General features: G+C 42.2%; 17 protein-coding genes and 1 rRNA gene. 13 read left to right on the forward strand and 5 right to left on the reverse strand.

The features are described 5' to 3' along the window. Nucleotides 1–178 precede the first annotated feature (178 nt). From AC13CK_RS16575 to trpB, 6 genes are all read left to right on the forward strand, one after another. Entirely contained in the window at nucleotides 179–1,321 is a 1,143-nt protein-coding gene (locus tag AC13CK_RS16575; protein ID WP_005252043.1) for a ribonuclease D, read from the forward strand. A gap of 130 nt (nucleotides 1,322–1,451) precedes the next feature. Further along, the gene (locus tag AC13CK_RS16580; protein WP_004278695.1) at nucleotides 1,452–1,757 is read left to right on the forward strand and encodes a YcgL domain-containing protein; all 306 of its coding nucleotides are present in this window, start codon (nucleotides 1,452–1,454) and stop codon (nucleotides 1,755–1,757) included. Nucleotides 1,758–1,778: 21 nt separating this feature from the next. Continuing rightward, nucleotides 1,779–2,162, forward strand: a complete 384-nt coding sequence (locus AC13CK_RS16585; protein WP_005106668.1) for a hypothetical protein — start codon at nucleotides 1,779–1,781, stop codon at nucleotides 2,160–2,162. Nucleotides 2,163–2,182: 20 nt separating this feature from the next. Next, nucleotides 2,183–3,034, forward strand: coding sequence for an AAA family ATPase (locus AC13CK_RS16590; RefSeq protein ID WP_004278691.1), 852 nt, complete (start codon nucleotides 2,183–2,185; stop codon nucleotides 3,032–3,034). A 13-nt stretch (nucleotides 3,035–3,047) separates the two neighbouring features. Further along, on the forward strand, nucleotides 3,048–4,235 hold the full coding sequence (locus tag AC13CK_RS16595; protein ID WP_482831315.1) for a vWA domain-containing protein: 1,188 nt from the start codon (nucleotides 3,048–3,050) through the stop codon (nucleotides 4,233–4,235). 107 nt (nucleotides 4,236–4,342) lie between these two features. After that, complete coding sequence (gene trpB / locus AC13CK_RS16600; protein ID WP_482831316.1) at nucleotides 4,343–5,551, forward strand: tryptophan synthase subunit beta; 1,209 nt, start codon at nucleotides 4,343–4,345, stop codon at nucleotides 5,549–5,551. Between the two features lie 128 nt (nucleotides 5,552–5,679). Here the strand turns inward: trpB and AC13CK_RS16605 are convergent, their stop codons facing one another. The 3 genes from AC13CK_RS16605 to AC13CK_RS16615 all read right to left on the reverse strand — a co-directional run bounded on the left by AC13CK_RS16605 (nucleotide 5,680) and on the right by AC13CK_RS16615 (nucleotide 6,981). Beyond that, complete coding sequence (locus tag AC13CK_RS16605) at nucleotides 5,680–6,111, reverse strand: CBS domain-containing protein (RefSeq protein WP_005252037.1); 432 nt, start codon at nucleotides 6,109–6,111, stop codon at nucleotides 5,680–5,682. A gap of 104 nt (nucleotides 6,112–6,215) precedes the next feature. Beyond that, complete coding sequence (locus tag AC13CK_RS16610; protein ID WP_004645256.1) at nucleotides 6,216–6,596, reverse strand: DUF2750 domain-containing protein; 381 nt, start codon at nucleotides 6,594–6,596, stop codon at nucleotides 6,216–6,218. Nucleotides 6,597–6,747: 151 nt separating this feature from the next. Further along, nucleotides 6,748–6,981 carry an SEL1-like repeat protein gene (locus AC13CK_RS16615; RefSeq protein WP_005252035.1) on the reverse strand — a complete coding sequence of 78 codons (234 nt, stop codon included), beginning with the start codon at nucleotides 6,979–6,981 and terminating at the stop codon, nucleotides 6,748–6,750. 224 nt (nucleotides 6,982–7,205) lie between these two features. Between AC13CK_RS16615 and AC13CK_RS16620 the strand changes: the two genes are divergently transcribed. Together AC13CK_RS16620 and AC13CK_RS16625 are read left to right on the forward strand one after the other, a co-directional pair. Then, the gene (locus AC13CK_RS16620) at nucleotides 7,206–7,565 is read left to right on the forward strand and encodes a hypothetical protein (RefSeq protein ID WP_034436454.1); all 360 of its coding nucleotides are present in this window, start codon (nucleotides 7,206–7,208) and stop codon (nucleotides 7,563–7,565) included. 98 nt (nucleotides 7,566–7,663) lie between these two features. After that, on the forward strand, nucleotides 7,664–7,987 hold the full coding sequence (locus tag AC13CK_RS16625) for a hypothetical protein (protein ID WP_004645254.1): 324 nt from the start codon (nucleotides 7,664–7,666) through the stop codon (nucleotides 7,985–7,987). On the opposite strand, the gene AC13CK_RS16630 is transcribed toward AC13CK_RS16625, so the two are convergent. Both AC13CK_RS16630 and AC13CK_RS16635 read right to left on the reverse strand, forming a co-directional pair. After that, entirely contained in the window at nucleotides 7,911–9,485 is a 1,575-nt protein-coding gene (locus tag AC13CK_RS16630) for a M16 family metallopeptidase (RefSeq protein WP_482831317.1), read from the reverse strand. The two genes, AC13CK_RS16625 and AC13CK_RS16630, sit on opposite strands and share 77 nt — an antisense overlap. Next, nucleotides 9,485–10,894, reverse strand: a complete 1,410-nt coding sequence (locus tag AC13CK_RS16635; RefSeq protein WP_482831318.1) for a M16 family metallopeptidase — start codon at nucleotides 10,892–10,894, stop codon at nucleotides 9,485–9,487. Before AC13CK_RS16635 ends, AC13CK_RS16630 begins: the two co-directional genes overlap by 1 nt. Before the next feature lie 177 nt (nucleotides 10,895–11,071). Here AC13CK_RS16635 and ftsY point away from each other — a divergent pair, with 177 nt between their 5' ends. The 5 genes from ftsY to AC13CK_RS16660 all read left to right on the forward strand — a co-directional run. Then, complete coding sequence (ftsY, locus tag AC13CK_RS16640; RefSeq protein ID WP_004278679.1) at nucleotides 11,072–12,175, forward strand: signal recognition particle-docking protein FtsY; 1,104 nt, start codon at nucleotides 11,072–11,074, stop codon at nucleotides 12,173–12,175. Nucleotides 12,176–12,352: 177 nt separating this feature from the next. Beyond that, nucleotides 12,353–13,042, forward strand: coding sequence for a nitroreductase family protein (locus AC13CK_RS16645; protein WP_253102229.1), 690 nt, complete (start codon nucleotides 12,353–12,355; stop codon nucleotides 13,040–13,042). A 196-nt stretch (nucleotides 13,043–13,238) separates the two neighbouring features. Beyond that, on the forward strand, nucleotides 13,239–13,832 hold the full coding sequence (locus AC13CK_RS16650; protein WP_482831319.1) for a nitroreductase family protein: 594 nt from the start codon (nucleotides 13,239–13,241) through the stop codon (nucleotides 13,830–13,832). A gap of 203 nt (nucleotides 13,833–14,035) precedes the next feature. Next, a complete protein-coding gene (locus AC13CK_RS16655) occupies nucleotides 14,036–14,650 on the forward strand; it encodes a DUF2057 family protein (RefSeq protein ID WP_253114260.1) in 615 nt (204 codons plus the stop codon). 469 nt (nucleotides 14,651–15,119) lie between these two features. Further along, a 16S ribosomal RNA gene (locus tag AC13CK_RS16660) occupies nucleotides 15,120–15,257 on the forward strand; the annotation flags it as partial.

Here is a 15,257-nt window from a genome sequence, read left to right on the forward strand (position 1 = left end):
GCTAAGCTTAAATATCTTGTTAGTTTTAATATAAAAAAGATATTAATTAGAATATAAATCCTGATAAGTAAGCGCCATTTTTTAGGAAATAGGGCAGAATTGACGTTATTTTTTATACAAAAATTCTATAGATCAGTTAATATGGATCTATCGAGAATCTAATCTTAGACTCAGTTCTATGTTTCAATTTATTCAACATCAAAACGACTTAACTCATGTGCTGAAGCTGATGGATCAGAATTCAGTGTATGGGCTGGATACCGAGTTTATCAAGGTTGATACCTTATGGCCTAAGCTGGGTGTTTTTCAGATTAACGTAGACAATAAGGTCTATTTGTTGGATGGAACCACGCTAGATCTGACTGAGTTCCTTAATAAAATTTTTAACGCACAGCAGAATATTTTTCATGCCTGTAGTGAAGATATCGACCTGATCTATCACTATACCCAGAAGAAATCGCTGAGTAATGTATTTGACACTCAGGTTGGCATGTCTTTTCTTGGGCATGGTCTGCAAGTCAGCTATCAAAATGCATTGAAGCAGATGCTGGAAGTCGATATCGAAAAAGACCAGACCCGTTCTGACTGGTTGGCGCGTCCACTCAGTTCCGAACAGTTGCTCTATGCTGCCAATGATGTGCATTATCTGGTGCAACTGTCAGAGAAAATTAAACAGGATCTGGATTCGAAAGATCTGCTGGATTTTGCCTTGCAAGATTGCCGTTTTCTGACTCAGGAAATTGGCGAAGATACCCCAACTGCCTTGTTGTATCAGGATGTCGGCAATTACCGGCATTCACGCCGTCAGCTGATGCAATTGCAGCAATTAATGGTTTGGCGTGATCAGATTGCCAAAGCACTGAATCAGCCACGCAGTTTCATTTTGAAAAATGCCAGCATGATTGATCTGGTGGAAAAATTCCCGCGCAATAATTTCCAGCTGAGTCATGTGAAAGACATTCGTTCGAATGTGGTTCGTGAGCATGGCAAAACCATTTTAGATTTATTGAAATTCCTGCCGGAGCCGGCAAATTGGCCTTTACGTCTGGCACGTCCAATTCGCCATTCTTCCAAAGATATTGGCGAAAAAATTGATTCAATTATTCAGAATGTCGTCAATGAAACCTCGATTCCCAAAGAAGTGCTGATGCGCAAGAAATGGTTGAATGCACTGTATCAGCATGTAGTTTTTCACAAGGATGAACAGGATCTGCCGGATTATCTGCTTGGGTGGCGCTATGAGTTATTAACTCGGCCACTGATTCAGGTATTGCATCAGGACGAATCTTATCTGTCTACCCAGATGAAAGTCAGCGAGTGATTAGCTACAGGATTGGTTAAAGAAAAAGCAATTATACAAAATCACGACTGATGCATGAGACGTGGCTAATGTTTCTGTCTTTTTTTTGATGTATCCTTGCGGTTGTTTTTCCAGAAAAGTCGTTTGAAATATGCAAGTGTCTATCTACAAATCCAGTAAAAAAAGTGAAATGTATCTGTATGTGGCGCGTCCTGCGAATGAAAGCGAAGCTGAAACATTCGAACCTTTAAGCGTATTGACTGAAGCAGTACAGGCAGCATTTGGACGTGCGACTTTTGTCATGCATCTTGAATTAAGCGAATCACGTAAACTGGCACGTGCCAATGTCTTGCATGTCATGGATTCTATTGAAACCCGCGGTTTCTTCCTGCAAATGCCACCAGAAGGCTTGATTGATCCAAATGCGGTCGCACCAGAAGGTTTACGCGGTGCTTAATGTTAATTCAGGAGTTGTGAAATGAATGGTTATGTGGCTGTATTAGACTCAATTCCTGAACAGAGCATTGCCGTAGCAGTTTATTTGCTCGGCAGCCTGATTGCTTTATGGTGCTGGTATGGCGTAACCAAACGTCTACCTAAACCTATGGGCGGTTTTTTGTGGATTGTGGCCTTTGCCATTCTGTTGACACCGACGGTATCTGAGGGGGCGAATGCTTCTATTGCACCTGCGATCTTCGGTCTGTTATTTGGGGTGTTGACCAAAGAGCAATCCCTGGTTTGGATTAATGCGTCACTTATTTTATTTGTCATTGGGATTGGATCTGTGATTGGCTATTGCTGGTCGACCTATGTGTCGAACAAAAGCAATATTCGTGTTCACGAGAAAAGTTCACCGCTGTAAGTAAAAAATAAGGTTCAATCATGTCTGCTGATATTCAACAATTTTCAGGTACCGATCAGTACATTGCGACTGACAGTTTAAAACTTGCGGTGAAAGCTGCACGCAGTTTGCAAAAACCGTTGCTGGTCAAAGGTGAGCCGGGTACAGGTAAGACTTTGCTGGCCGAGCAAGTCGCAGAAAGTCTGGGTTTGAAGCTGATCACCTGGCACATCAAGTCCACTACCAAAGCACAACAAGGCCTGTATGAATACGATGCCGTATCCCGCTTGCGCGATAGTCAGTTGGGTGATGACCGTGTCTATGACATCAAGAACTACATCAAGCCGGGTAAATTATGGGAAGCGTTTACCAGTGAAGAGCGCTGTGTCCTGTTGATTGATGAAATTGATAAGGCAGACATCGAGTTTCCAAATGACTTGCTGCATGAACTCGATAAAATGTCGTTCTATGTATACGAGACTGGCGAGACCATTACCGCAACTCAGCGCCCAATCGTGATCATTACCTCAAATAATGAAAAAGAATTGCCAGATGCTTTCCTGCGTCGTTGCTTCTTCCATTACATCGAATTCCCGGATGAAGCCACCATGCGTGAAATCATCGATGTGCATTTTGCCAATATCTCGACCACATTGGTCAATGAGGCTTTGCAAGTCTTCTTTAAATTACGTCAGATTCCGGGTTTAAAAAAACCACCTTCAACTTCTGAACTGATCGACTGGCTCAGCCTGCTGATGGCTGACGACATGCCCGAAGATATTCTGCGCAATACTGATAAATCCAAAGCAATTCCGCCCCTGTACGGCGCATTAATCAAGAATGAGCAAGATGTGCAGTTGCTCGAACGTCTAGCATTTATGTCACGTCGTTAAGGGAGAAACACGCATGTTTGTGCGACTGTTTTATACCTTACGCAAATACGGCGTGCCGGTATCGACCCGCGAACTGATTGACCTGAATCAGGCAGTTGCCGCAGGACTGGTCTTTGCCAATCAGGACGAGTTCTATCAGCTGGCCAAAATTGTAATGGTCAAGGACGAGCGCTATTTCGACAAGTTCGATCGTGCCATGAAAGACTATTTTGATGGTATCGCGACCTTTGATCTGGATGAGCTGCTAAATCAGGTGCATAAGCTGCCCAAAGACTGGTTTGATCTGGAGTTGCTGGAAAAGCATTTGACCCCGGAGCAGCGCGAAGAGCTGAAAAAAGCCGGATCGCTGGAAGAACTGATGAAAATGCTAGAAGAGCGTCTGCGCGAACAGCATAAAAAACATCAGGGCGGCAACAAGATGATTGGTACCGGTGGCACTTCACCCTTTGGTGCCTATGGCGATCATCCTGAAGGCGTGCGTATTGGTGGGCCGGGGCGTAAGCGTTCTGCGGTGAAAGTCTGGGAGCAGCGTCAATATCGCAATCTGGATGATGAACAGATTTTAGGTAGCCGCCAGATGCAGATGGCATTGCGCCGTCTACGAAAATTTGCCCGTCAGGGTGCAGCCGAAGAACTGGATATTGATGGTACGATTCGTGAAACGGCCAAGCAGGGCATTCTGGATGTACAGTTGGTGCCGGAGCGTCGTAACCGCATCAAAGTTTTAATGCTGTTCGATGTCGGTGGTTCGATGGATGCGCATATTGCCCAGTGTGAAAAGCTGTTCAGTGCGGCGAAAACCGAATTCAAGACCCTGGAATATTTCTATTTCCATAACTGTCTCTATGACTATGTCTGGAAAGACAATATCCGTCGTTCCAGTTCACGTATGAATACCTGGGATTTGTTCAATACCTATGGCCGTGATTACCGCGTGATTGTGGTCGGAGATGCCAGTATGGCACCGTATGAGCTGAATTCTGTCGGAGGTTCGGTTGAGTATATGAATGATGAAGCTGGACAGGTCTGGTTACAGCGTCTGCGTCAGCATTTTGATAAAACTGCCTGGCTGAATCCGGAAGAAGAAAAATACTGGCATTACACCCATACCATTGGTCTGATCCAGCAAATATTTGAAAATCATATGTTTCCAATGACGCTGAAAGGCATTGAAGACATGACCAAATATCTGGCACGTTAATTCCATTTATCTATAAGTGACTTTAGCTATAGTTATTAGTGCTTTAAAACAAATTATTCTAGTATAAAGTCACTCATTATCTTTTATTTAAAATCTCGGGCATGATTATGACTCATCAAATTAATGGTATTGCCTTACCCAATGAAGAGGGTTTTTTTGGTCAGTATGGCGGTCAGTTTATTCCACCCGATCTGAAACAGGCCATGGATGATATTAATGTGGCCTATCAGGAAATTCGTCAGACTGAAGAATTTCAGAATGAACTGAAAGACCTGTTTGCCCATTATGTCGGTCGCCCAAGTCCACTATTTCATGCCAAACGTCTTTCTGAACAGCTCGGTGGAGCTCAAATTTATCTGAAACGTGAAGACCTGAATCATACCGGCGCACATAAGATTAATCATTGCTTGGGTGAAGCTTTACTGGCCAAATATATGGGCAAGACCAAAGTCATCGCAGAAACCGGTGCCGGTCAACATGGTGTTGCATTGGCAACCGCGTGTGCTCTTGTCGGTATTCCGTGTGAAATTCATATGGGTCAAGTGGATATCGAAAAAGAACATCCAAATGTCGTGAAAATGAAAATTCTGGGTGCCAAACTGATTTCTGTGACTCGCGGTACAGCTACGCTTAAAGATGCAGTCGATAGCGCTTTTGAAGAATATTTAAAAGACCCGAAAAACTACATCTATGCTATCGGTTCGGTGGTTGGGCCGCATCCATTCCCGATGATGGTGCGTGATTTCCAGTCGATTATTGGCGATGAAATTAAAGTTCAGGCCAATGAACGTTTTGGTGCAAATCCTGATTATGTTGTTGCCTGTGTTGGTGGTGGTTCTAATGCAGTAGGCGCATTCACTGCATTTTTAAATGAACCCGATGTGAAACTGGTTGGCGTTGAGCCGGCAGGTCATGGTTTAGATACCGATATGCATTCAGCTACTTTGACCTTAGGTAAACCGAGCCAGTTACATGGTATGGCCTGTTATGTGCTAGAAGATGAACAGGGCGAGCCATTGCCAGTGCATTCAATTGCTTCTGGTCTGGATTATCCGGGTGTGGGGCCGCAGCATAGCTTGCTGAAAGATTTGGGTCGGGTAAAGTACACGACTGCGACCGATCAGGAATGTCTGGATGCATTCATGACCTTGTCACGTGTAGAAGGCATTGTACCTGCACTAGAAAGTTCGCATGCGGTGGCTTGGGCCATTCGTGAAGCTGGTAAATTGCCAAAAGATATCAAGATTGTAGTGAACCTATCGGGTCGTGGTGATAAAGACTCAGATTATGTTGCAGAAAAATTAGGTCTCAACTGATTTTAGTCAAAATGTTCATATAAAAAATCCCGGTACATGTGCCGGGATTTTTTATGCATCAGATATAAAACTTTATTTTGTATCATTTAAGTGATCTTCAAATGCCTTAGAGAAAGCTAGATGATGTTTTAACCTGAGATATATTGCTGTAACTGTTCAATCAATTTGCGTTGGTCATCCATGGCGGCCTTGACCAAATCCCCAATTGAAATCAGACCGATCAGTTTTTCATGTTCGACCACAGGTAAGTGGCGTAGGTGGCGTTCAGTCATCAAAGATAAACAGTCTTCTACGCTAGTAGCTGTATTTACGGTAATCACTTTAGAGGTCATGATTTCATTAACAGTGGTGTCGAATGAGGTTCTTTGCATCAGGGCGATCTTACGCGTGTAATCCCGCTCTGACAAAATCCCCACCACGTTGTCTTCATGGGTTACCACAAGCGCCCCGATTCCTTTATCTGCCATCAAAGTGATGGCCTCTAAAACGGTAGAATCTGGACGGATGGTATAAATAGCTTGATGTGTTTTTTCACTGAGCACCTGTGCCACATTGGTCATGCTTAATCATCCTTATTGGTCAATTTATTATTAATCCTAGAGTATGTATTCAACCTGAACATCTCTAAGTGTTTAGGTTTTAGTCTTTATAAATAGCATGTTATTTAAGCAATGTGCAGTCTTTGTTGCGAAAAAAACAGATGACGCATCTGTGCAGCAGTCAGTTTGAGTTTGGTTCCATTGGTGTTGAACAGGGCTGGCGTAACATTCAGTCGAGACAGGGTCGGCAATAATGCATTTTCAAAATCTTCAGAATTGATTTTACGCGGAATGTAATCCGGCCAATGTTGCTGGGCATAATTTTTAGCATCCAGCGGATTGAGCCAGAATGGAAAGATACAATCTTCCTGGTCACGCATCATCGCCCAGCCTTGGTGATATGCGCCCCATAGCTCGCCACAATTCATCAAAGATTTAAGCATCGTGATCTTTAACAGAAAGTTTTTGCAGATCGGATCAAATTGAATAATTTTTCGTGGTTTCATTAGAATAAAGTGCTATTGGAGTTCAGGCTCTATTCTAGGAACTTTATATGAAATTACTGTTTCAGCTTTGCAAGGATTCGTAAGAAAATATGTATTGATTGCTATTTATTGAAAAAAGGGCTGAAAAAAACGCCACCTAGGTGACGTTTCTTTATGCTTGCATGGTGGCCATGTTTTGCCAGTACTGGGCTTTGAGTGAATCTCGTTCTACACGGAAACCTTGATAATAAAGTTCTGCTAAAAAAAGCGCTGCTTTACCATGGCCAGCACGAGCGGCTTCTTCAAGCTGTTTTACCGCATCAGCAAAGTTCATTTGCGATTGAATGGTATTCACGGCATCTGCGTACAGATGTTCCAGATCGTGTTGAGAGAGTTGATGTATCATATAAAAACTCCTTAATTTTAATTATGATTACAGGATAGACTATTTAGTCTAAATACAAATATAAATTAGTATTGTTAAACTAATATTACAAAATAATGGAAAAGTCAACTATTCGATTTTATTTGTTTACTTAAGTTATAGTTTAACTGATTAAACTATACACAACTATAAATATTATTAAGCTACATTGTAAATGGATAGCAAACAATAAGGAGAAGGCCATGATGACAAGAACTTTAGATGGTGTGAAATTTGATATGCCTCCGACTGCAGGTCAAATTATGGAACTTGCCGATTTGCATCGTAAAAAACTCGATCAAGCTATATTCAGTAAACATACCCATCTGGGTGATTATGGACTGGCACAACGTAAAGAAGTCTACGACTTTACCCGTGCGCTGGATGAAAACCAGCGTGAGCAGTTTTATAAGCTTTATAATGGTGAGCTGGTCCGCATTGCAGATGAGGATCGTCTGCATCCGCCTGAAGCAGAAGCGGGTTTAAGTAAATTTGCAATTGCACTGGTATTGCTTGTTGTTGCATTGGTGCTGTATTCAACAATTATTACCAGAATCATGAATTAGTCCTCGAAATAGCAGGATTCAGCTCTTATGAATATTCAGTGCGCTGACTTGAACTTATGTAACTGCGACCATACACTACCTCTAACCTGAGGTAGTGTATGTCTATAGATACAGAAAAACTAAGCCAATTTTTCAGCAGAATCAAACTGGAACAGATTTATAACAGTGTGGTTATTTTTATTATTGCGATCATTCTACTTTTAGCCGCATTTGCTCTATATCGTCCGTTGAGCATTGCTCAAGTCACCCAGATTCAGCAACTGTCTAAACAGCAAAACCTTCCCCAAACTCAGGATATGGCACTCGCTTTATTAGAGCAGCAGCATATCCGTCGTGGGCAATATCTTAAATTGATGCAGGCCTATCAGCAGGAATCACTTCGGGCACGTCAGCTTCCGCCGGTCTCTGTGGAGATGCCTTAGGCATAGGGTTTGTTGGTAAGTAATAATTGGCATCCATTAAATTTCGCTCCAAACGCATTTTCAAGGCATTTTGATCCAGTTCTTTGTTGACGACGACTAGGGTTAAGCGATCAGGATGAAAATGCTTGCGCACTGCATTTTGTACATCTGCCGCTGTGATTTTAGCCAGCCGATCTGGATAACTGGATAGATAATTACTTTGCTCACTATAGAAGCCCATATTGCCTAGCTGGGCATTAATGGTGGCATTGCTGCTGTAATTATTAGGAAAAGCACGTAACATGCCTGCTTTGGTTTCTTCCAGACGCTGAGTATCAATAGGTTGACTGACAAAGTTGATAAATGCTTGATGTGCGACCTGAATGCTATCTAGCAGTTGATCCTGACGCGTGGAATACTTAAAGCTGAATACGCCCGGTGCCTGACTAAAGCTCAACGAACTATAAGCGCCATAAGTAAAACCACGTTTCACCCGCAGTTCCTGCATCAATACCGCATTAAATCCGCTACCGCCAAACATGCGATTGGCGACCTCTAAAGCCAGTTTATCTTCAGTAAAGCGAGTTGGGCCTAAATGCCCAAAGGTGACATGCGCCTGAGACGAGTTATAGGGTAGATGTACCACTTCAAAACCAGATTGAGTTTCAGGTTGTGGCAATCGCACTGCTTTTTGCCCTTGGGGTAAATTACCGGCAATACGTTCAGACAGTTCCAGTGCCTGTTTCGGGCTGAGTTTTCCAGTAATGGAAATATTCATATTTTGCGCCACCAAAAACTGATCACGAAATTTTTTCAATAATTCTGCGTTAATTTTCTTGGTACTGCCTTGGGTACCAGTGATTGGTTCTGCATAAGGGTGTTGACCATATAGGGCACGATAAAAACGGATATCCATGAGTCGGCTTGGATTTTCCTGCAGCTGTTTTTGTCCCACTTGGGTATTGCTTAAAGCCAGATTAATGCTGGATGGTTTAAATGATGCATTCTTGAGAACCTCCATCAGCATGCCCAATGCGGGTTCCAGTTTTTCCGGGTCTGATAGCGTACGCAGACGAACCACAAACATATCCCGATAGGCTTGTACGCTGAATTGTGCTCCGGTTTGGTCAAAAACTTCCGCCACCTGATTGGCGCTATATTTGTCGGTTCCTTCACGCATCAACCTGGCTGCCATATTGGATAGACCATATAGGCCTTTGGCAATTTCCTGATCACGGGCCGAACCGGCATTAAAGGTCAGCTGGATATCTACCATGGGAAGATCTTGCGTTTCAACAAACAGCGTGCGTACTTTGTAGCGATTATTTAGATCATGAATATAAGGCGCCTGAAAATCCCGTTGCTGATTAATATTTTTTAAGCTTTGCAGCAAAGGGATAGACTGTAACTGACTCGGATTATCATTTTGGTTAGGCTGGGGATCCAGATAGTTTTCTGCATGGGTAGCCGAGCTAAGACTTAAAATTGAAATAAGCAAAAATGAACGAAGTTGAAGCATTATAATCCCCGTTGCTGGGTGTTTTGTTCAGGAGAGAGATAAAGCGTGCTGAGATTTTCACGTACAAAATAGGCGTTTGCGACACGCTGGATATCCTGAACGCTGACACTTTCAAAGTGTTTCGGTAATTCATCCATCAGGCGATAACTCAAGCCATTGACCTCTAGATTTCCAATCATTTTGGCTTGTCCGGCAATATCATCCTGGCTATAGATCAAATTGGAAATAAAGCGGGTACTGATACGATCCACTTCCTGTTGGGTCATCGCTGTAGTTTTAAGTAAATCCACTTCATCCTGAATTGCTTGTTGTGCTTCTTGCAAAGAGATGCCCGGCGCAGGTAAGGCAGAAATACCAAACAGGCTGTCGCCGCGATTATAGGGATCATAAGAAACGCTGACAGAGGTCAGAATTTTACGATCACGTACCAATCGGTCTTGCAGGCGCGAAGAAATGCCACTGTCCAAAAGACTGCGAATAATGGTCAAGGCATAAGCATCTTGGGGGTTTTTGGCAGTGCCAAGGGATTTTACATTCCAGGTCATGTACAGATTGGGCACCTGAATATTGCTATTGATTTCCATATGCCGATAACCCAAACGCTCAAACTCCAGTACGTCATTGCGAGCCGGTGTTGGACGTGCGGGAATGTCAGCAAAATATTTTTGTACCTGAGCCAAAGCAGCTTCAGATTCTACATTCCCCACAATCACCAGAATGGCATTATTCGGACTGTACCAATCCCGGTACCATTTTTTGACATCATTCAACTGAATATTATTCAGAGTTTTCATGTGTCCAATCACCGGCTGGCGATAATGACTGGTCGGATAACTGATCCATTTAAACCGTTCAAAGGCTTGCGCACGCGGATTGTCATCGGTGCGCTGGCGCCGTTCTTCCATGACGACTTTAATTTCTGGCTCGAAGTCCTGCTGTCGAAGTAATAAATTACTCATCCGGTCAGATTCAAGTTCCAGGGCCATAGGAAAATAGGCCTTAGGATAAAGCTGATAATAATTGGTGTAATTGGTAAAGGTGGCTGCATTGATACTGCCGCCATAAATCCGGCTAAGACGGGTAAATTCATCATTTGGGACTTTATGAGTGCCTTTGAACATCATATGTTCAAGTGCATGGGATACCCCCAGAATATTTCCGGATTCATCACTACTGCCGACTTTGTACCAAATTTGTATCATTACCATGGGCGCACGATGGTCTTCCCGAATAATGACTTTTAAACCGTTACTTAAAGTGGTTTCAAAAGTAGTCCGTGACAATTCGCTTCGGGTTTGTGCCTGAACCGAGTTAAAACTCAGGCTAAGCAAGACTGCTGCACCGAGTGGATAAAGCGTCTGTTTGATCATTTGCGAGAAAGAGGAGATAGTCAAAAAGGTGATGAACACTAGATCTCCTGAAATAGGCGTTTGTATTTAGAGTTATTTTTAATAAATGCGTGCTTGAAAGCAACCGAGAGCTGTAGCTTTTTGGTATGTTTGTCCAGCATTTGCATTGCTAGCTGCAAAGCAGGCAAGTTATGGTAGAATCTGGGTTTTTAACGCAATGCTTTTCAAGGATTCGGCATGCAACAGCAATCTAATGGGCAAAACAAATTTTTGATTGATGCTGATATCGGAGATGATGATGTCACATTACCGAGCTTACCTGCGGTCAATGTGCCTATCGTAGAAACGCCAAGCGAAACAGCTGTAGTTTCTGCACCTGTCGAAACAGAAACTGAAAATGAAGATTCTGCGGCGAAAGGTGGCTTCTTTAGCCGTATGAAAGTGGGTTTAACCAAAACCCGTAAAAACCTTGCCGATGGGATGGTAAATATCCTGATCGGTGGTAAAGAAATTGATGATGAATTATTAGAAGAAGTCGAAGAGCAGCTTCTGGTGGCCGATATCGGTGTGGAAGCCACCAAGACCATTATCGCTAACCTGACTGAACGTACGGCACGTGGTGATTTGATCTATTCGCATTCACTCTATAAAGCGCTTCAGGAAGAACTGGTGGCTTTATTGGCACCACGGGTAAAACCGCTGCATATTGATCCGAATAAATCGCCTTATGTGATTCTGGTAGTTGGTGTGAATGGTGTCGGTAAAACGACTACCATTGGCAAGTTGGCAAAGCGCCTGCAAGGTGAAGGCAAGACCGTCATGTTGGCAGCAGGCGATACTTTCCGTGCGGCTGCAACTGAACAGCTCCAGATCTGGGGTGAGCGTAATAATATTGCGGTTGTTGCTCAGGGTCATGGTGCTGACTCAGCTTCAGTGATTTTCGATGCTTTTGAAAGTGCGCGTGCCAAAGGTGTGGATGTATTGATTGCAGACACAGCGGGCCGTTTGCATAACAAAGGTCATTTGATGCAGGAATTGACTAAAGTAAAACGTGTAATGCAGAAAATCGATGCCACTGCACCTCATGAAGTGATGTTGGTGGTCGATGCCGGTACTGGTCAGAATGCTATTAATCAGGTCGAGATGTTTGATGAGGCGGTAGGCTTGACGGGCTTAACTATTACCAAACTTGATGGTACTGCCAAAGGTGGGGTACTGTTTAATATTGCCAGTCGTACTCATGTGCCGATTCGCTTTATTGGTGTGGGTGAAAAAATTGATGACTTGCGTCCATTCTCTGCCAAATCTTTTGTTGCTGCATTATTTGAAACTGAAAAATAAATAATGCGCAATGCTTCACACAAACTCCGCCAAGTGCGGATTTTGTTGTTTTTGGCTGGTTTGAGTGTTGTAAAAATCAACAGCAAAACCACCACTAAATCTGCCTATCTTAATAAAGGCCTTATAATTGTAGGGGATTCTCTAAGCTGATTTGGCTTGTTTGTTGTGGGGTAGAAAATGGCATTGCTAAATAAGATTGGTCAGGTATTAACAAGCGATATAACCAAGGATTTTAAATTTTCAAGAAAAAATAAACTGAATGATGATTTAGAACTGACTTTTGTCGATCAATTGAAAAAGCGCCGTAGTATCGATCAACTCGGTAAGCGGGTACATTATAGTCAGGCTTATCTTGGCGAAATCATTCAGGAAGCAGTGCGGAGTTGTCCTTCGGCTTATGATTCTCAAACTACGCGCATTGTGGTGTTATTTGCAGATTCTCATCATCAATTCTGGGAAATTGTGAAACAGGTGCAGCGTCAGTATATGCCGGCACATATTTACGAAGGAATTGAAATCAAGTTGAATCAATGTGCTGCGGCCTATGGCACGGTTTTATTTTATGAAGATCAAGCCGTGATTCAACAATTACAAAAGAAAATGCCATTAAATAGTGAGGATTTTCCAGCATGGTCGGAACAAACTTCCGGTATGGCGCAATTTGCCGTATGGACGACGCTGGCAGATTCTGGCTTAGGGGCATCCTTACAGCACTATAATCCACTGATTGATGAAAGGGTCGCAGAGCATTTTCAGATTGAAAAGAACTGGTTGTTACGCGCACAACTTTGCTTTGGGTCAATTGAACAAACAGTAGCAGAAAAATTACAAAAACCGGATCAGCATCGTTTCAAAGTATTTAATTAAAAGTTTATAGAACACTTTATATGTGACAGCATGGAAGCTGCGGATAAAATCAGATACAAATACGCTACTCAGATCTAAATCTGATTGTTCTATAAATAAAACACATTGTTATCGAAATGCACCTGTCTTGGGTGCTTAAAGCACGTAATATAACTTTATCGATTTTCAAATAACCAAAATATACAGAGGTGGGTTCATGGCATTTTTAGATCAAATCAAACAACGCCGTAGCATTTATTCAATTGGAAAAAATGTAGATCTGGATCAAGCAGAAATTGAGAAAATCATTAAAGATGCGGTGAAGCACAGTCCGTCATCTTTTAACTCGCAAACCTCGCGTGTGGTGATTTTATTTGGTCAATCACATGATACTTTCTGGCATATTGTACGTGAAACTTTACGTGACCTGGTTTCAGCAGATGCATTTGAATCAACTAATAGCAAGATCAATGCTTTTGCTGCGGGTTATGGTACCGCATTGTTTTATGAAGATCAGAATGTGGTGAAGTCGATGCAGGAGCAGTTTGCACTCTATGTCGATAACTTCCCGGTCTGGTCTGAGCATTCTTCCGCTATTGCACAGTTTGCAACCTGGACCGCTTTGGCAGAAAAAAATATCGGTGCTTCATTGCAGCACTACAATCCAATTATTGATGAAGAAGTCGCACAAACTTTCGAGATTCCATCTCACTGGAAGCTTCGCGCTCAACTGGTATTTGGGTCAATTGAAGCACCTGCAGGTGAAAAAACCTTTATGGATGATGCAGAGCGCTTTAAGACTTTTGCATAAATGATTTTAGATTATAAAAAAAGAAGCACTTTGATGCTTCTTTTTTTATGTCTTAGAGTTGGATTTGGATATGATGTGATATCTCTAGCAAATAAATGCTAAAAACACAGGCTGTATCGCTCTAGCTTATGTCATAAGATTGTCATTTAAGCGCGGCATAGTGCAGCTAATTTTTAATAAACAACCAAAAATGAGTAAAGGATATGGGTTTACGTATTGCGGCAACTGCAGCAGTGTTTCTGTTTAGCACACCAGTTTTTTCGGCAGTGACCGTCACAGTACCTGAAGAAATAAAAATTGTTGCCGTAAATGATCAAGAGGTGAACTCGGGTCTATTACGTTCTAATCAGACTTATAGCTTGGATGCAGGTGTAAATGCGATCAGCGTACGCTATAACGAATTTTTCCAGCATTCAGACAATTCACATGACATTTTAAAGTCAGGTGTGGTTACGGTAAAAACACCAAGCCTTAAAGATGGTGAAACTTACCGTTTAGCACTTATTCAGGCGCCTAAAGATTTTGATGCAGCGCAAAAATATAAAGATCAGCCCATTATTGGCCTATATGATGCGAAAAATCAGCTCTTAGTCCAGCAGGCGGGCGCTAAAGATGCAGCGAAACCATGGTTTGGAAATCGCGTGTTGACTAAAAAAGTAGATATGACAACTCAAGCTGCGACACCAGTTAATCAACCTTCAGCTGTATATACTCAGTCAGCAGACCAGAATGATCAGCAGCTGATTCAATTATGGCAGAAAGCTTCTAAAGCTGAACGTCAAAAATTTATGACTTGGCTCGCTGAGCAGACAAATTAAAATATTTTGATGAAGAATCAAAAAGATCACCATTGAGGTGATCTTTTTTTATGAGATGAAGGCTAGAAAATTAACATTTGCTTAAACTTTTCATGCGGAATTAGCTAGAAAAACGCAAAAAAGTGTTAAAAATAGCCTTTTAGATTAAAAAATAAACGTATGATTGGTTTTTTTGAATATTTTTAAGAAAAGTCCTTGCGCTCGTTTTGAAACTGTATAGAATACGCAGCACACCAACGCAATGCATGAAACGAAACGTTAAGTGATTGGGTTGGAGCTTGAAACTGACGAGGTTTTAAGAAGATCATTAAGAGATTATGAAGAACAACTTGTGTGGATTTTTACTGGTTGATTGATCGAAATTATTTTCATTGATTGATGGTAGAAATTACTCGAAGTTTATTTGAGAAATATTTGTCAGAAAATTGATGAGCCAAGATTGGTGCCCTTTAAGGCACTACATAGTATTAAACTGAAGAGTTTGATCATGGCTCAGATTGAACGCTGGCGGCAGGCTTAACACATGCAAGTCGAGCGGGGAAAGGTAGCTTGCTACTTAACCTAGCGGCGGACGGGTGAGTAATGCTTAGGAATCTGCCTATTAGTG

It is taken from the genome of Acinetobacter sp. L-24 (genome assembly GCF_056857555.1).

Bases quoted from the DNA above. Each gene is read 5' to 3' on its own strand.
- AC13CK_RS16575 (WP_005252043.1), top strand. From the start codon at position 179: ATGTTTCAATTTATTCAACATCAAAACGACTTAACTCATGTGCTGAAG.
- AC13CK_RS16580 (WP_004278695.1), top strand. From the start codon at position 1,452: ATGCAAGTGTCTATCTACAAATCCAGTAAAAAAAGTGAAATGTATCTG.
- AC13CK_RS16585 (WP_005106668.1), top strand. From the start codon at position 1,779: ATGAATGGTTATGTGGCTGTATTAGACTCAATTCCTGAACAGAGCATT.
- AC13CK_RS16590 (WP_004278691.1), top strand. From the start codon at position 2,183: ATGTCTGCTGATATTCAACAATTTTCAGGTACCGATCAGTACATTGCG.
- AC13CK_RS16595 (WP_482831315.1), top strand. From the start codon at position 3,048: ATGTTTGTGCGACTGTTTTATACCTTACGCAAATACGGCGTGCCGGTA.
- trpB (WP_482831316.1), top strand. From the start codon at position 4,343: ATGACTCATCAAATTAATGGTATTGCCTTACCCAATGAAGAGGGTTTT.
- AC13CK_RS16605 (WP_005252037.1), bottom strand. From the start codon at position 6,111: ATGACCAATGTGGCACAGGTGCTCAGTGAAAAAACACATCAAGCTATT.
- AC13CK_RS16610 (WP_004645256.1), bottom strand. From the start codon at position 6,596: ATGAAACCACGAAAAATTATTCAATTTGATCCGATCTGCAAAAACTTT.
- AC13CK_RS16615 (WP_005252035.1), bottom strand. From the start codon at position 6,981: ATGATACATCAACTCTCTCAACACGATCTGGAACATCTGTACGCAGAT.
- AC13CK_RS16620 (WP_034436454.1), top strand. From the start codon at position 7,206: ATGACAAGAACTTTAGATGGTGTGAAATTTGATATGCCTCCGACTGCA.
- AC13CK_RS16625 (WP_004645254.1), top strand. From the start codon at position 7,664: ATGTCTATAGATACAGAAAAACTAAGCCAATTTTTCAGCAGAATCAAA.
- AC13CK_RS16630 (WP_482831317.1), bottom strand. From the start codon at position 9,485: ATGCTTCAACTTCGTTCATTTTTGCTTATTTCAATTTTAAGTCTTAGC.
- ftsY (WP_004278679.1), top strand. From the start codon at position 11,072: ATGCAACAGCAATCTAATGGGCAAAACAAATTTTTGATTGATGCTGAT.
- AC13CK_RS16645 (WP_253102229.1), top strand. From the start codon at position 12,353: ATGGCATTGCTAAATAAGATTGGTCAGGTATTAACAAGCGATATAACC.
- AC13CK_RS16650 (WP_482831319.1), top strand. From the start codon at position 13,239: ATGGCATTTTTAGATCAAATCAAACAACGCCGTAGCATTTATTCAATT.
- AC13CK_RS16655 (WP_253114260.1), top strand. From the start codon at position 14,036: ATGGGTTTACGTATTGCGGCAACTGCAGCAGTGTTTCTGTTTAGCACA.